Below are 12,538 nucleotides of genomic sequence, written 5' to 3' on the forward strand. Positions count from 1 at the left end.
CATCCCGCTAAAATAGCGTTTTTACCTTGCCCAATTTGCTGCTCATGAAAATCGCCCTTGCTCAAATCAACCCTATTGTTGGTGATATTGATGGCAACACCGAGCTTATTTTTGCTGCTGCTCGCGAAGCTGCCGCTGCTGGTGCTGATATTTTGCTCACCCCGGAATTAGCCCTTACTGGCTATCCACCGGAAGATTTATTACTGCGCCCAGCGTTTTTACAGCAATGCCGCGAAAAAATTGCGCGTTTCATTGATGAGCTTGACGGCATTACCTTGGTGCTGGGCTATCCATCAGTGAGTGGCGACGAAATTTTTAACTCAGCCTGCGCCATTCGCGATGGTAATTTTCTTGGCCGTTACGACAAATTACTCTTGCCAAATAATGCTGTTTTTGACGAAGTGCGTTACTTCACGCCAGGCTGTGTGCCTTTTGTCTTTGAACAAAATGGCGTTCAAGTCGGTATCGCCATTTGCGAAGACTTATGGGATACCGAACCGGCTGCCGCGGCTAAAGACGAAGGCGCTGAGGTGTTATTGGTCCTGAATGCCTCGCCATACCACCAAGCCAAACAAAGCACGCGCCGCGAGATTGCTCAGCAACGCGTGGAAGAAAACGACTTACCGATTGTGTATTGCAATTTGGTTGGCGGCCAAGACGAGCTGGTTTTTGACGGCCACTCCTTTGCGCTGAATAAATCCGGTGAATTAGCCCTGCAATTGCCAGCGTATCGCAGCCAAATTGGCTACTGCGATTTTATCGATGGTGATATTCAAGCGGCATCGATTGCGCTTGATGAGTCAATTGAAGCCAGTATTTACGGCGCTTTGGTGCTGGGCGTACAAGATTACATTGGCAAAAACCGCTTCCCTGGCGTGCTGCTCGGTCTCTCGGGCGGGATTGATTCGGCACTTACTTTGGCGATTGCGGTGGACGCACTAGGCGCCGATAAAGTCCACGCGGTGATGATGCCCTCGCGCTACACCGCCGATATTTCGGTGAATGATTCACGCGAAATGATTGAAATTCTCGGCTGCAAATATTCAGAAATCGAAATTTGGCCGATGTATGAAAGCATGATGGCCGGATTAAAAGACGAGTTTGCTGGCCGTGAAATGGATACCACCGAAGAAAACTTGCAAAGCCGTATCAGGGGTATGCTGTTGATGGCTATGTCGAACAAGGGCGGCACGCTGGTACTCACTACGGGTAATAAGTCAGAAATGACCACCGGTTATGCCACCTTATATGGCGACATGGCCGGCGGTTTTGCGGTCTTAAAAGACATCGCCAAAACGCTAGTTTATCGCCTATCCAACTGGCGCAATCAATTGGGTCTGGACTCAGGGCAAGGCATAGTGATTCCTGAGCGCATTATTACTCGCCCACCTTCAGCCGAACTGCGCCCAGATCAAAAAGACCAAGACAGCCTGCCTGAATATGAAGTGCTCGATGCAATTTTGGCCGCCTATGTTGAAGATAATCTGAGCATCACCGAGATTATTGCGAAGGGCTATGCCGAATCGGATGTGAATAAGGTGGTGCGTTTACTCAAAATCAACGAATACAAACGTCGCCAAGCACCAGTCGGTCCACGCATTACCCAACGCTCATTTGGTAAAGATTGGCGTATGCCGATTACCCAGCGCTTTACGCGTTAAATCGAATTTTCTATTTGTGCCTAGCCCAAGCGATTCATGCTTGGGCTTTTTCTTGAGCAAAACGGTGTGCTGTTTCAAAAAACCGCAATAAATATGCCAATGGCGTTTTTTGTAACAAAACATTCATCTTTCACTGTTACCTTACCGCCTCACACCAAACCATTGAGTTTGTATGATCCGCCACAGCAGCAATGAGCGCTATTGCGCCGAACTCGCCGACATCATTCAACAGCAACAGCTTAGCGCCGTTTTTCAACCGATTGCCGCACTCAATCAAGCCGTAGCCTATGGTTTTGAAGGATTGATTCGTGGGCCCAGTGGCCATCCCTTGCATGCGCCACAACACCTATTTCAAGCCGCGGCGCAAAGCCAATGTATTCCGCAATTAGATAGAGCTTGCCACCAAGTCATTATTCAAGCCTTTATCAAGCAGCAGCTACCCGGAAAATTATTTCTCAATGTCTGCCCACTCAGCCTGATGCAGGATGCATTTCGCGCCGATGCAATGCTCGATTTTATGCACGCCATGGGATTAGACCCTAGCCGAGTCGTCATTGAGCTCACTGAAACGCAAACCACTAGCGATTACGCACTCTTGGCTCACGCATTACAACAGTATCGGAACATGGGTTTTCAAATTGCGCTAGATGATTTGGGCGAAGGCTACTCTAGCTTGCGGCTCTGGTCGGAACTCAAACCAAACTTCGTTAAAATTGATAAATACTTTATTCAGGGCATTAGTCGCGATCGACAAAAACGCCAATTTGTTCGTTCTATCCAGCATATTGCCCTCAGTACCGGCTGTAACGTGATTGCCGAAGGCATTGAAAATCATACTGAGCTGGCGGTGATTCAACGCTTAGGCATCCATTTAATCCAAGGTTTTTTAATCGGTCGTCCCGAAACCAAACCCAAGCCCTTGCTAGATTTCCCCAAAAGCCAAACCGAAACACCACTGCAAATCGGCCAAGGCAGTAGCCACGCTGGCGCTTTATTGCAAATCGTACCGAGCGCCAGCCAAACCGATAGCAACGAAACCGTTTGGCGGCGGCTAACGCAGCAAGCCGATTTGAGCGCGATTCCGGTGGTCGACAATGAGCGTCCGATTGGACTGATTAAACGCAGTGATTTACTCGAGTTGTTTTCTCGACCCTTTAGCCGTGAACTCTTTGGCGCACGCAGCTGTAGCACGCAAATGGATTGCCACCCCTTAATTGTGGAACAAGCCACTAGCCTCACCGAACTTGCGCGTTTACTCACCTGCAGCGAGCGGGGTGATCTCAATGATGGCTTTATCATTACCGAGCAAGGGCGTTATTTAGGCATGGGGACAGGGCGAGATTTAATTCGCGCAATGACTGAGTTGCAAATTAGCGCGGCACGTCATGCCAACCCTTTAACCGGTTTGCCCGGTAATGTGCCGATTCAAGACGCCATCAGCCAGTATTTACAAACCGAATGCAACTTCACCGTGGTCTACGTCGACCTCGATCACTTCAAACCTTATAACGACATTTATGGTTACGCCCGAGGTGATGAGCTGCTGCAGTTTTGCGGCCAACTGTTACAAAATAGCGTCGATCCTCAGCTGGATTTTGTTGGCCACGTCGGTGGTGATGATTTTATTTTGCTATTGCGATCAGCGCATTGGCGCTCGCATTGCGAGCAAATACTCCGTGATTTTCAGCGGCAACTGGCCCCCTTTTTTAAACCGGCGCACTGGCAAGCGCAAAGCTATTTGGCGCACAATCGACAGAATCAATTGCAGCGACACCCACTGGTTTCGATGTCTTTAGGCGCGGTAGAAATTGTCGCTAGCGATTATCAAAGCCACCACGAAGTGGCCAGTCATGCCTCAAACGCCAAACATATGGCCAAGACTCAGACTGGCAATACTTTGTATATTGCTTCAGCAGCACTGCAATGCGCCTAAGGCAGGCTGCATGGGTATTGAACGCCAGCCTTTTTTGCATAAAGTACAGCACTTAATACCCTTGATTATGGTTCGGGATTTTCAGCGGCATCAATTTGCGACAGATCCCAACCCAAGGCCAAATCTTGATTGGCTTGGGCTAATAATGGCTGTAAATTTTTGAGCAAAGCGCGCAGATGCGGTCGCAATTCAGTCAGCATTCCTTTGTGCAGCATCACCAAGGCCTCGGCGATGAGCGGCGTGTGGGCCTCCCCGACTAATTCGGGCATAAAGACGTGATTTTCCATTGGCGTAGCATAAAGTCGATCTTGCGCGATTTGTAAAATTCGCTCACAGGAATGCTCATCATCATGCCAAGAGTTCGCGACGGCAATACTCGCCGTCACCCGTAGCACCTGCTCACGATAATTAATTCGCGCATTTGCTACGCGAAGTCGTAAACGCTCAGCGACAATTTTCGCTTCAGTTAATGGCGTGGCGGGGGAAATAATCGCAAACAGTGCGCCAGTTAAATGCGCCAAGGTATCTTCTTTACGTAAAGTGCTTTCTAGTAATTTAGCCAACATGGCTAACATTTGATCGCAAACGCGCCTACCCAATTTATCGGTCAACAATTGAAAATTATTGACTTCTAATAGCAAGACGCTCACTTGGCTATGATGCCGCAGCGCAAAGGCCAGCGCTTGTTCCAGTTGTAGATTTAATAAATAAGAACTCGCGACACCGGTTAATTGATCATTCGCGCTATGAACTTGCATGCCCCGCGCAGCAGCCAGTTCTTGACGCGCTGCGGCCAATTCAAGATTGGCTTGAACCCGCGCCAGCATTTCCGTGCGATCGGTGGATTTGTTTATAAAATCATTGGCGCCACATTCAACACAGCGCAATTTAGTCGCTTCATCTTCTTCACCCGAGATAATAATCACTGGCAAATAATGCAAATGTGCATCGCCTGAGCTGCGTACGCGCGCTAGCAAACCCAAGCCATCAAGCTCAGGCATGGTTAAATCTGAAATCAATAAATTAATCGTCGGCTCAGCCAATAGCAGCTTCCAGCCCGCCTCACCATCAGCCGCCTCAAATAAATCAAAATGCGCGCTTAAATGCTTACGCACCGTCGCGCGGACGATGCGAGAATCATCAACAATCAAGATTTGAGGTCGCGGATTTAATTCTTCACTGTCAATCATTGTCAATTCCACTTCATGCAACGCAGGCTTTAGCCTAGCACATGAAATTAAACGACGAGAGGCAGAAATAGGACGCGAGAAATCAGTCTACAAGGACCCGAATGTCATGTAAGCTAACAGCTTACTCGCTTGCTTAGGATGTGATCATGTCCAAGACCTATCGTTTACAGCTCAGCGTTTCCCCTGTCACCTGCCGTGAAGCCGACTATACGCTTGGCGCAATTCAACGAGCATGGTGCACACCATCATGGGCGAATAAGCAATCGCTAGGGCATGAGATCTTATTACTGGAAGTCGGTCACGAAGCCGAAATCAAGCTCGGAGAAAGCGCCGATTGGTTTGTAGAGCGCATCGCCGCGGCCATCTGGCAAGAAACCGGCCGTTTTGTGCGAATTGCGATTGATATCGCTGCGGATGAAGCTGTTGATGGACAACTGATTATTCTCGATGAAGCGGCATACTGGCGCATTATGCAAAGCTTTCGACTTTCATCGCCGCGCTTTCATTCCTAATTAGCGCGAATACGTACACCAACGCAGCTGATGCTCAAATTAGCAGGCACAAAAAAACCCGTTTACACGGGTTTTTTGCTTTAGAACCTGTTACTTACAAAGCTTAGGCAGCAGCCATTGCTTTGATCGCAGCAGACAAACGGCTCTTATGACGAGCTGCTTTGTTCTTATGGTAGATCTTTTTGTCAGCCAAGCTGTCGATAGTGCTAACAGATTCTTGGTAAACAGCTGCAGCAGCCGCTTTGTCGCCAGCCGCGATCGCTTTCAATACTTTTTTAACTGCAGTACGGAATTCTGAACGTTGCGCGCCGTTGTGTAAACGTGCAGCTTCAGCTTGACGAGCGCGTTTGCGTGCTTGTGCGGTATTTGCCATGGTAATTCTCCAAAGGTATAAACGGGTCTACTGCTTCGCCGGAGACACGGACTTTCGGCAGCACACACACCCTAGAAAGGGGGCAATTTTATGCCTTCTTCACGGCAAGTGCAAGTAGGCGTTATCATGCGCGCTATCAGGGACGGAAAAATAACAATGAATCTACTCAAAGCACTGGCCGCAGTCAGCTCGATGACGATGGTTTCGCGAGTTCTCGGCTTTGCCCGTGACGCGATTATGGCGACTATTTTTGGCGCTGGCGCCATGATGGATGCGTGGGTGGTTGCCTTTCGCTTACCGAACTTACTACGACGTATCTTCGCCGAGGGTGCATTCTCACAAGCGTTCGTGCCAATACTCGCGGATAAAAAAACTCGCGAAGGCGATGAAGCGGCCAAAATTTTTATCGCGCATGTGGCCGGTTTGTTAACTTTAATTTTAGCGGTGATCACCTTAATCGGGATTTTGGCAGCGCCATGGATTATTTGGACTACCGCCAATGGTTTAACTAATAATCCCAATCAATTTGCCGTTACCACTGATTTATTGCGCATTACCTTCCCTTATATTTTGCTGATTTCATTGTCCTCACTCGCAGGCGCCGTGCTCAATACGTGGAATCACTTCTCAGTTCCGGCCTTTACACCCACGCTATTGAATATTTCATTTATCATTTTTGCGCTGTTTTTTGCCCCCTATTTTAATCCGCCGATTATGGCGCTCGCTTGGGCCTTGCTAGTGGGCGGCATCGCTCAGTTAGCCTATCAACTACCTTATCTAAAAAAAATTGGCATGTTGGTTCGCCCGCGCTTGGATTTTAAAGACCCCGGCGTTTGGCGTGTCGTCAAGCAAATGGGGCCCGCGATTTTAGGCGTTTCGGTCAGCCAGATTTCACAAATTATCAATCAAAGTTTGGCGTCATTACTCGTAGTGGGTTCGATGTCGTGGATATACTACGCTGACCGCTTAATGGAGCTACCGACTGGCTTATTGGGCGTGGCGCTCGGGACGATTTTATTGCCGTCGTTGTCCAAAACCTTGGCCAATAACGATACGGAAGAATATTCCAAACTCCTCGATTGGGGCTTACGATTAGCGCTCTTATTAGCGCTACCCTCAGCAGTCGCTTTGGCGGTAATTGCCGAGCCGCTGACGATTTCATTATTTCAATACGGTAAATTTACGGCGCATGATGCGCAGATGACGCAATTGGCGTTAATGGCGTATGCAGTCGGCATTCCCGGTTTGATTTTGATTAAGCCTTTAGCGCCAGCATTTTATGCGCGTAAAAACATTAAAACCCCAGTCAAGATTGCCGTATTTTCTTTAATTGTGACCCAAGGCTTAAACCTGATTTTAGTGCCTTATTTACAACACGCCGGCTTAGCGCTATCGATTAGTTTGGCGGCAATCGCCAACGCCGGTTTGCTGTATTACCAGTTGAGAAAACAAGATTTATATCAGCCTGAAGCGGGCTGGTTGGGCTTTTTGTTTAAGCTGATTATTGCGGTGAGCTTAATGGCATTGGCTTTATTTGGCGTAATGCAAATCATGCCGGAATGGGCTCAGGGCAATATGCCGTCTCGATTACTACGCCTCTCAGGCTTAGTCATCGTTGGCATCGCGGTGTATTTTGCCGTGCTGGGTTTACTGGGATTTAGACCGCGGCAATTCTCTCGCCGTAGCGTTTAAGCGGCAAGTTGGGTATTTGCTTACGGGCCATTTTATAAAAGCGCTACAAGCAAATACCCTCTTATTTATAACGCCGAACTCGCTGGCGTCGGCAAATAAACTTCTATCGCCACCGTGTCAATTTGCTCGGCTTGCATAAATTGTTTGGCGTATTTCAAATACACGCCTGAAGTTAAAAACAATTGAAATAGCTCACGATCGATATGCTGATTTTCCACCATGCTATGCATAATGCGGATCGCTTCCGAGAGTAATTTACCTTTTTTATATGGTCGATCCACGGCCGTAAGCGCTTCAAAAATATCGGCAATCGCCATCATTCGCGCCAATGGACTCATTTGCTCTTGCATGAGTTTGCGTGGATAGCCCGTGCCATCCATTTTTTCATGATGGCCACCGGCAATCTCTGGCACTTGCTGCAAATGCCGTGGGAAAGGCAGTTTTTCCAACATAATGATGGTTTGCACGATGTGCTCGTTGATTTTATAGCGTTCTTCTTCGCTTAAGGTGCCACGCGCTACCGATAGATTATAAATTTCGCCTCGGTTATATAAGAGTTCGGGCACATTGAGCTGAAAGCCCCAAGGGTTAATTGCTGGCATTTGCTCGCGCGGCGGGCGGCTAAATTGATGTTCAATTTTGTCGGCCAATAGCGACTCAAAAACCGGTAGTTCAGCGGCCGGCTCTCGCTCTTTACGACTTTTTTCTTCATGCGAAATACCAATTCTATCGTCTAAAGTGCGTAGCCATTGGCGCTTGGCAATGGTATTTAATCGCGTGATTTTATCCTCGGCCATAAATTCACCACCCTGATTACACTGGGCGATAAAGGCAAAATCATCGTCAAGCTGCGCCAAGGCTTGAGCCAATTGCAAGGCCGATTGCTGCGGATCTTCACCATTAATTTGCGCTTGTAATGCTTGAATTTGTGCATCGCGCTTTAAAACTTCAAAGCGCATCCGCACTTCATGCAGCCTATCGTAGAGCGTTTCTAATTTAGTCGCTTTATCCACCACATATTCTGGCGTCGTCACTTTGCCGCAATCGTGTAACCAGCACGCAATATGCAAAGCTTCGCGCTCGGTTTCACTTAAATTGAAATCGGCATACGGGCCGATCGTCGTTTGACAAGCTGCATTAGCCAGCATTTTGGTGAGTTCAGGAACGCGCTGACAATGACCGCCGGTATACGGACTTTTGGCATCAATCGCACCGGCGATTAATTGAATAAAGGCTTCAAGTAATACTTTTTGCTCTTCGATTAAACGCTGCGTATTAAGCGCCACCGCTGCAGTACCAGACAGCTCCGTCACAAACGATAAGCGTTTAGCACTAATTGCGGCCTCGGCGTTCAGTAATAAAGCCAACACCCCAAGTAATTGCCCAGTCTTATCCTTAAGCGGTACACAAACTAATTGATAAGCAGCCGGCTCGGTAATCACAAAATTAAAATAAAGCTGCACCTGCTCGCGAGTCAAAAGCATTGCGCTGGTTTGTTGCTGCAATAATTGCAATACCGGATGTGTCTGATCGGCATCGAGTTTAAGTGTGGCTAATTCGCCAAAGGCTTCACGGATTTGATCGTTATATTGTGCTTGCACGACTTCCAGCGTGCCTTGTTTGGGCTCCGCTAAATATAAAATGCCGCAAGGCGCTAAAGCGGCTTTTCGCATCTCACTGACAATCAACACCAATAAACGCTGGAAATTCGTTTCCGCAGCTAAGGCATTAGATAAATGTAAAAAGTCTTCAATCGTACCCTTCATTTGATCCATCGATTTAGCCAGCGCAATGATTTCGGTGATTCGCGCATCGACCTGAATGGGCTCGCTAAAATCAAAGCGCGCAATTCTCTGTGCTTCACTATTGAGCTGAATTAATGGTCGCGACGCCATACGCGCTAGCCATAAAGCCAAACTCACGCCAAAGGCTAAAAGCAGCGCAGAGATCAATAAAGCATGATTGCGAATTTCAATTGCTGGCCCGAGTAATTCTGAATGCGGCGAAGCTAACCATAATTGCAACGGCGCACCACCAAGCACCGTAATGAATTGCTTAGAGGCCTCCCAATTTTCATTATCCACCGTCATCGTTGTGCTTTGGCCAGAGGCCAGCTCAAGATGATCCTTTTTTAATTGGCTTAATAAATGGCCATTAAATTCCGTCAGCAAAGGCAGCCGCAATTGCCCCTGCGCTGCGGCTTTCATTTTGGGTAGCCCATCTTGAGTCAGCATTACCCCTTGCTCAGCCGTCATCAATAAAAACTTTGACCCCGGCGTTTCCTGATAATACGACAGGACCTCTTCAATCGTTTCTAAGCGAACATCAACCCCCACTACAGCGGCGTGCTGGTTTGCCGCTGTTGAAATCGTCACCCCAGCTTTATCGGTGGCATAAAAAACATACGGCAAACTGCTTTGCACGCCGGGTGTCGATACTGCTGCCTTAAACCACGAACGCTTTCGCGGATCAAATTGATAATCAGGCTTAATTCGATTTTCAATTAAATGAAATTGCGAATCAAAAAATAAATAACGCCCAACAGAATGATCAGCAGTGACTTCAATACTTTGCACCACCCACGCTGTATTTTTAGGCGGATTAAATCGTTGAATGAGCGAAGGCTCATTACGCCAAGGGCGTAACAAAAAGAAATCGCCATTTTGATAGCCTACATATACCGCAGCCAAAGCTGGCCTGGTTCGCAATGCCGTCAATAAATACGGCATGCTTTCAAGTCGTTGCTCGAGCGTTGTAGCATGAACAATACGCTGATCGGCCATTAACTCTGCCGTTACGGCTGCATTGCGATAGAGGTTATCCAAATGATCACTCGCCACTCGCGCAAAATTGTTCACTCGATTTTGCGCATTGAGCATTAATATTTTTTCTGTTGAATTTTGAAAAAACCAAGTCGTTACCGCAGCAAATAACACCATTAAGCCAACAAAGAAATAACCAAGATGCAAATGAAATGGGATATGTTTCGACGTTTTTAACTGCGCGCTCATACCAGCAAGACCCCTGTTCTTATTCTTTCTGCAAAATTAAATTGGTAGAAATACTAAATATCATATTAATACTGATATCGAAAGAAAATCGAGATTATTCCACCGATGTCGACAGCCCCACTTGCCAGAGTCATGCTAAAATCACCTTTAAATTGATAGCAATTTAAGGCAGAACCGGCCTTTTCTCTTTATTTGAATGGAGCACTGCATGTCGTCCTCGATTTTTGCCGCCGTTGAAATGGCGCCACGCGATCCAATTTTGGGTCTGAATGAATCTTTTAATGCCGATACCCGTGACTTTAAAGTCAACCTTGGGGTCGGCGTTTATTTTAATGACGAAGGCAAAATTCCTTTATTGGCAGCGGTAAAAGCAGCAGAGAAAGCGCGCCTTGAAACGCAACCACCACGCGGCTATCAGGCCATTGAAGGTAATCCAGCCTACAATACTGGCGTGCAAAACTTGCTATTTGGTACTGACAGCGAATTAACTGCTGCAGGCCGTGCTGTCACTGCCCAAGCACTTGGCGGAACCGGTGCATTACGCATTGGTGGTGATTTCTTATATCGCCTCAATCCTAATGCCACCGTGTATATCAGCAATCCAAGCTGGGAAAATCACCGCGCTATTTTTGAAGCCGCTGGCTTTAAAGTGGCTGACTATCCTTACTATGATGCAGCAACACGTGGCGTTGATTTTGCGGCAATGAAAGCAAATCTACTCACCTTGCAACCAGGCTCGGTCATTATCTTACATGCTTGCTGCCATAACCCAACTGGCGCTGATTTGTCAGATGCACAATGGAGTGAAGTGGTTGAAGTATGTCGTGAACGCGGCTTGGTGCCGTTCCTTGACATGGCTTACCAAGGTTTTGCTGAAGGTATTGCTGAAGACTCAGTCGCAGTGAATGCTTTTGCTGCATCAGGTCTGCAATTTTTGATTTCGAGCTCTTTCTCAAAAAGCTTCTCTTTATACGGTGAACGTGTTGGCGCGCTGTCGATCATCACCTCAAGTAAAGAAGAATCTGGCCGTGTACTCTCGCAAGTAAAACGCGTTATTCGTACCAACTATTCAAACCCACCAATCCACGGTGGTGCAGTGGTGGCGGCGGTATTAGCCAGCCCAGAGCTGCGTAGCATGTGGGAAGAAGAACTCGGCGGCATGCGCGTACGTATTCGCAGCATGCGCTCAGGCTTAGTTGAAAAACTCGCCGCACGCGGTGTTGCGCAAGACTTCAGTTTTGTCACTGAGCAACGCGGTATGTTCTCGTACACCGGTTTGACAGTCGCTCAAGTTGAAAAACTCCAAACTGAATACGGTATCTATGCCGTATCGACGGGCCGGATCTGCTTGGCCGCGCTGAATAATAAAAACATCGACTATGTCGCAGATGCGATTGCCAAAGTGCTCTAATATCTCGCTTCACCATGAAAAAGCCCACGCAAGTAGCGTGGGCTTTTTTAATGTTCTGCTCAATTAATGCGCTGCGGATTGCTGCTCAGCGGTGACTTTTTTACCTTTTTTTAGGCACTCGCGCCAATTTGCTGCTGTAGCGCCGGCACTTCCTTCAACCAAGCAATCCCCTGCTTTTAAGCGTAAATAATTTTCACTTTGTTGATCTGCGGTACTTTCAGCCAGATTGGCTTCAGTTGTGTGCGCCGTACTACCTTCATCTTTGGCTTTTAATTCTTGGCGGCGCGTAGCGTGCTCTTGCTCAGCGAGTTTGTCTTCTAACTCGGCTATATGGTCTTTTTTAGCGCGCAGTTCAACTTTTAGCTCGGTAATATCACGCTCTAATTCTGTTCGTTTTTCTAGAGAGCCCGATAGAGCATCTTTTAATTTTTCAATTTGGGTGAGGTAAAAACTTTTTTCGAAGTTTTTTTTCGCCATGCCAAGCGCAATGCCGATCATTAAAAAAATCAGCACCAAAAAAAAACCACTCAAGCCAAAAATAATTAAACGATAGCGCGAAAAAAAGCTAACAGAATGAGCCGGCACTTCAGGCTCAGGTAAGTCAATGGCATGCTCTTCAGCAGACATCTCTACATCCTTCTTGATATGAGGGGTAATAGAGACAGCATAATCGTGAAAATGCACAAATGGGAAGAAATTAAATCGATAAAAAAAGGGCTAGCTTTTAAGCTAGCCCTTTTAATTTGGCTCCCCGA

General features: G+C 47.3%; 9 protein-coding genes. 5 read left to right on the plus strand and 4 right to left on the minus strand.

Annotated elements, in window-relative coordinates:
- The first annotated feature begins 44 nt into the window (after positions 1-44).
- Positions 45-1,661 (plus strand): NAD+ synthase, encoded by a 1,617-nt coding sequence (locus K4H25_RS15255; RefSeq protein ID WP_221021254.1) that lies wholly within the window; start codon positions 45-47, stop codon positions 1,659-1,661.
- A gap of 172 nt (positions 1,662-1,833) precedes the next feature.
- Entirely contained in the window at positions 1,834-3,594 is a 1,761-nt protein-coding gene (locus K4H25_RS15260; RefSeq protein WP_221021255.1) for a GGDEF domain-containing protein, read from the plus strand.
- 65 nt (positions 3,595-3,659) lie between these two features.
- Here the strand turns inward: K4H25_RS15260 and K4H25_RS15265 are convergent, their stop codons facing one another.
- On the minus strand, positions 3,660-4,784 hold the full coding sequence (locus tag K4H25_RS15265; protein WP_221021256.1) for a diguanylate cyclase domain-containing protein: 1,125 nt from the start codon (positions 4,782-4,784) through the stop codon (positions 3,660-3,662).
- Between the two features lie 146 nt (positions 4,785-4,930).
- Between K4H25_RS15265 and K4H25_RS15270 the strand changes: the two genes are divergently transcribed.
- On the plus strand, positions 4,931-5,296 hold the full coding sequence (locus tag K4H25_RS15270) for a hypothetical protein (RefSeq protein ID WP_221021257.1): 366 nt from the start codon (positions 4,931-4,933) through the stop codon (positions 5,294-5,296).
- Between the two features lie 103 nt (positions 5,297-5,399).
- Here the strand turns inward: K4H25_RS15270 and rpsT are convergent, their stop codons facing one another.
- On the minus strand, positions 5,400-5,669 hold the full coding sequence (rpsT, locus tag K4H25_RS15275; protein ID WP_173532321.1) for a 30S ribosomal protein S20: 270 nt from the start codon (positions 5,667-5,669) through the stop codon (positions 5,400-5,402).
- A gap of 156 nt (positions 5,670-5,825) precedes the next feature.
- Between rpsT and murJ the strand changes: the two genes are divergently transcribed.
- Positions 5,826-7,361 carry a murein biosynthesis integral membrane protein MurJ gene (gene murJ / locus K4H25_RS15280; protein WP_221021258.1) on the plus strand — a complete coding sequence of 512 codons (1,536 nt, stop codon included), beginning with the start codon at positions 5,826-5,828 and terminating at the stop codon, positions 7,359-7,361.
- 65 nt (positions 7,362-7,426) lie between these two features.
- Here murJ and K4H25_RS15285 read toward each other — a convergent pair whose 3' ends face one another.
- Positions 7,427-10,372 carry an HD domain-containing phosphohydrolase gene (locus tag K4H25_RS15285; protein ID WP_221021259.1) on the minus strand — a complete coding sequence of 982 codons (2,946 nt, stop codon included), beginning with the start codon at positions 10,370-10,372 and terminating at the stop codon, positions 7,427-7,429.
- 208 nt (positions 10,373-10,580) lie between these two features.
- On the opposite strand from K4H25_RS15285, the gene K4H25_RS15290 reads away from it, so the two are divergent.
- Positions 10,581-11,783 carry an amino acid aminotransferase gene (locus tag K4H25_RS15290; protein WP_221021260.1) on the plus strand — a complete coding sequence of 401 codons (1,203 nt, stop codon included), beginning with the start codon at positions 10,581-10,583 and terminating at the stop codon, positions 11,781-11,783.
- Positions 11,784-11,846: 63 nt separating this feature from the next.
- Here the strand turns inward: K4H25_RS15290 and K4H25_RS15295 are convergent, their stop codons facing one another.
- Positions 11,847-12,410: a hypothetical protein gene (locus tag K4H25_RS15295; RefSeq protein WP_221021261.1), complete on the minus strand. Its 564-nt coding sequence runs from the start codon at positions 12,408-12,410 to the stop codon at positions 11,847-11,849.
- Between the last annotated feature and the right edge of the window lie 128 nt (positions 12,411-12,538).

Origin of the sequence: Deefgea piscis, from assembly GCF_019665785.1 — a bacterium.
Classification (GTDB): domain Bacteria; phylum Pseudomonadota; class Gammaproteobacteria; order Burkholderiales; family Chitinibacteraceae; genus Deefgea.

What these genes read in the sequence shown, in the direction of transcription:
- K4H25_RS15295 (WP_221021261.1), bottom strand. Translation starts at nt 12,410, where the DNA reads ATGTCTGCTGAAGAGCATGCCATTGACTTACCTGAGCCTGAAGTGCCG.
- K4H25_RS15265 (WP_221021256.1), bottom strand. Translation starts at nt 4,784, where the DNA reads ATGATTGACAGTGAAGAATTAAATCCGCGACCTCAAATCTTGATTGTT.
- K4H25_RS15255 (WP_221021254.1), top strand. Translation starts at nt 45, where the DNA reads ATGAAAATCGCCCTTGCTCAAATCAACCCTATTGTTGGTGATATTGAT.
- K4H25_RS15290 (WP_221021260.1), top strand. Translation starts at nt 10,581, where the DNA reads ATGTCGTCCTCGATTTTTGCCGCCGTTGAAATGGCGCCACGCGATCCA.
- K4H25_RS15270 (WP_221021257.1), top strand. Translation starts at nt 4,931, where the DNA reads ATGTCCAAGACCTATCGTTTACAGCTCAGCGTTTCCCCTGTCACCTGC.
- K4H25_RS15285 (WP_221021259.1), bottom strand. Translation starts at nt 10,372, where the DNA reads ATGAGCGCGCAGTTAAAAACGTCGAAACATATCCCATTTCATTTGCAT.
- murJ (WP_221021258.1), top strand. Translation starts at nt 5,826, where the DNA reads ATGAATCTACTCAAAGCACTGGCCGCAGTCAGCTCGATGACGATGGTT.
- K4H25_RS15260 (WP_221021255.1), top strand. Translation starts at nt 1,834, where the DNA reads ATGATCCGCCACAGCAGCAATGAGCGCTATTGCGCCGAACTCGCCGAC.
- rpsT (WP_173532321.1), bottom strand. Translation starts at nt 5,669, where the DNA reads ATGGCAAATACCGCACAAGCACGCAAACGCGCTCGTCAAGCTGAAGCT.